A 2,490-nucleotide genomic window follows, 5' to 3' on the forward strand; every position below is an offset into this window, starting at 1 on the left:
CCAGCGACGATCCGGTCGCCACCCTGTTGTTCTACTGCTCGCCCGCCGAGATCGACACCGTCCTCGTTGATGGCGAAGTTGTTAAGCGCGCGGGCGTCTTGGTCGGTGTCGACCTCGACAATATCGCCGTGCGAGCCGCTGAGGCAGCCGCACGGGTGCGCCACCGCTATCGGGAACTGCCACACCTGGAGCTGGGTCGAATCTGGGCCGGCATGTTCGGCTGAAGCCCAGTGATTGCAGTCGCTAGATCGAGCGCGGGCGGTGCGAAGGGCAACTCGTCTTGATGCGCGCCAGTCGCCGAAACCGCGCTGCCATACCGGCGCCTTCAATCGAGGCCGATATGGCCGGCGAGGCTTTCCATCTGCTGCCGTCCGCGACTGAGTTAGCGCCGGGCTTCCAGACGGCCCGGTTCGGCGAAGCCGATGGCCGCGAGTTGCGCACACCGCGTCGCACCGCGGCCCGGGATAGCGCTGCCCCGGCTCAGCGCTTGGCGCGGGTGACGGCGAACGAGCTGCCACCGGTAGGCGGGTCAACTCGGCGGTGGTAGCGCTAATATTTTGGATCCTTTTGAAGGAGGCGGGTCAAGCGAGTCATTTTTCGCCACCCAAAGGTTCCTCGAGGAACCCGGTTGTCAATTCATGGATCAGTCCGTCCAGTCAGACAATGTTGGTCGTGTGGTGTGTGCGTGCATCCGGCGGGATCGGACGACCCTCGTCGTCGACCGGGGCACCGGCCCATATACGTAGCGCGTCCATCGCCGGGCCGAGTCCCTGGCCGCGTTCGGTGAGCCGATAGGTCGACGTGATCGGCGGCCCGGGATCGACGTCGCGTTCGACTAGGCCGACTTCTTGGAGTTCGGCGAGTCGTTCGCTCAGGACGCGCTTGGACATGGCGGGCAGCGCGGCGTGCAATTCGCTGAATCGCGACGGGCGCTGCAGAAGCAGGTCGATGAGCAGCCCCATCCAGCGCTTGCCGAGCACGCCGAAAACCTCCTGGGTGTACGCGCAGGACTCCAGCGGCGGCCGAGCTTTTGTCACACCAACCAGGATACGGCCCAGGGAACATTTGCAGGTCTGGTAATAATGAGTAACCTAGTAATCAATTGATACTGAGGCGTTGACTGTATCAGACGGTCCCGGCCGAGGAGTGCAAGCGATGATCGACGAACCCGACAAGAAGACGCAGACCGACGTTCGCGATCCCCCGACGTACGACCTCGTGATCCGCCGTGCGCACGTCTTCGACGGCCACGAAGTGCTCGCCGGGCTCCACGACGTCGCCGTCGAGGGTGGAGAGATCGCCGTCGTCTCGACTGCGGCATTAGAGGGCAGAACCGAAGTCGACGCGGCCGAAGGCTGGGTGGTGCCCGGCCTGATCGACACGCATGTGCACTTCTACGACGTCATCGGGGTGACCGATTCGCAGTCGATGCAGGCGTTCGAACAGAACGAACTTCGCGGGCGGCTTGAGCTGTTCCTGCAGCACGGGGTGACCACCATCAAGTCCGTGGGCGATCCGACCGCGGAAATACTGCAGACGCGGGCCGAGATCGCCGAGCGCAGGCTCCGAGGCCCGCGACTGCTGGCGACCGGCTGCGGCATCACAGGACGCGACGGCCATCCCGCGGCCACTGTCTTTGCCGGCAACCCCTGGGCGCGCTCACGGTTCACCGGCGAAGTGGACAGCGTGCAGCAGATGCGTGACCTGGTGCACCATCTGGCCGACCAGAAGGTCGACGCGATCAAACTCCTCTCCGAAGGTGCGTGCGCGTGTGCCAGCTCATCGAAGTACCTCTGGCACAACGCCGCCTTCCCGGGTGCTGTCGAACTCGTGCGACTCCCCATCGAATTCCTCCGAGCGGGCATCGACACCGGCCACCAGCGAGGCCTTCGGGTGACCGTTCACACCACCCAGCAGGACGCGGCACGCGAAGCGCTCAAGGCCGGCGCTGACGGCCTTGAGCACGGGGTGACGGTCGAACCCATCACCGATCACTCGCTCATCGATCTGATGCTCGAGCGCGACATCACCTACACACCGACACTCTGGATTCAGGACGCGATCCATCCGGACGCTCGCGGCAACCTCAAGAAGGTCGCCAATGCCGGCGTGAACATCGCCCTGGGCAGCGACACCTTCTCTGGCCGAGGACTGTTCGGGGCGAACACACTGGAAGAGGCCGAGCTTATGGTCGCCGCGGGCATGACGCCCGTCCAGACGCTCGTCGCAGGCACCAACGGCGCGGCGCGACAATGCGTACGCCCCGATCGCGGCGCAGTGGCGCCCGGCAAGCGCGCCGACCTGATCGTGCTGACCGCCGATCCCACACAGGACATCAGCAACCTTCGCGAACTCAGCATGACGATCCTCAACGGCGAGATCGTCGTCGATAAGCGCTAGCCATGGCCACCGCGCGCCGTCGCCCTTAACCGCACCCGTTCAATGAGCACGGTCGCCGCTACTCCGTCGTGAACGAGTTCGCCCGAGCGC

At 64.9% G+C, this 2,490-nt stretch carries 2 protein-coding genes and 1 pseudogene; 2 read left to right on the forward strand and 1 reads right to left on the reverse strand.

The annotated features are described in order from the left end of the window. Nucleotides 1–224 (forward strand): annotated as a pseudogene (locus ACFE99_RS22225) (hypothetical protein); the annotation flags it as partial. 432 nt (nt 225–656) lie between these two features. Here the strand turns inward: ACFE99_RS22225 and ACFE99_RS22230 are convergent. Beyond that, a complete protein-coding gene (locus tag ACFE99_RS22230; RefSeq protein WP_375488628.1) occupies nt 657–1,037 on the reverse strand; it encodes a winged helix-turn-helix transcriptional regulator in 381 nt (126 codons plus the stop codon). A 118-nt stretch (nt 1,038–1,155) separates the two neighbouring features. On the opposite strand from ACFE99_RS22230, the gene ACFE99_RS22235 reads away from it, so the two are divergent. Then, nucleotides 1,156–2,400: an amidohydrolase family protein gene (locus ACFE99_RS22235; RefSeq protein ID WP_375488630.1), complete on the forward strand. Its 1,245-nt coding sequence runs from the start codon at nt 1,156–1,158 to the stop codon at nt 2,398–2,400. The last annotated feature ends 90 nt before the right edge of the window (nt 2,401–2,490 follow it).

Source organism: uncultured Mycobacterium sp., from assembly GCF_964249325.1.
Classification (GTDB): Bacteria; Actinomycetota; Actinomycetes; order Mycobacteriales; family Mycobacteriaceae; genus Mycobacterium.

Excerpts from the sequence above, each read along its gene's own strand:
- ACFE99_RS22235 (WP_375488630.1), top strand. The coding sequence starts at position 1,156 with ATGATCGACGAACCCGACAAGAAGACGCAGACCGACGTTCGCGATCCC.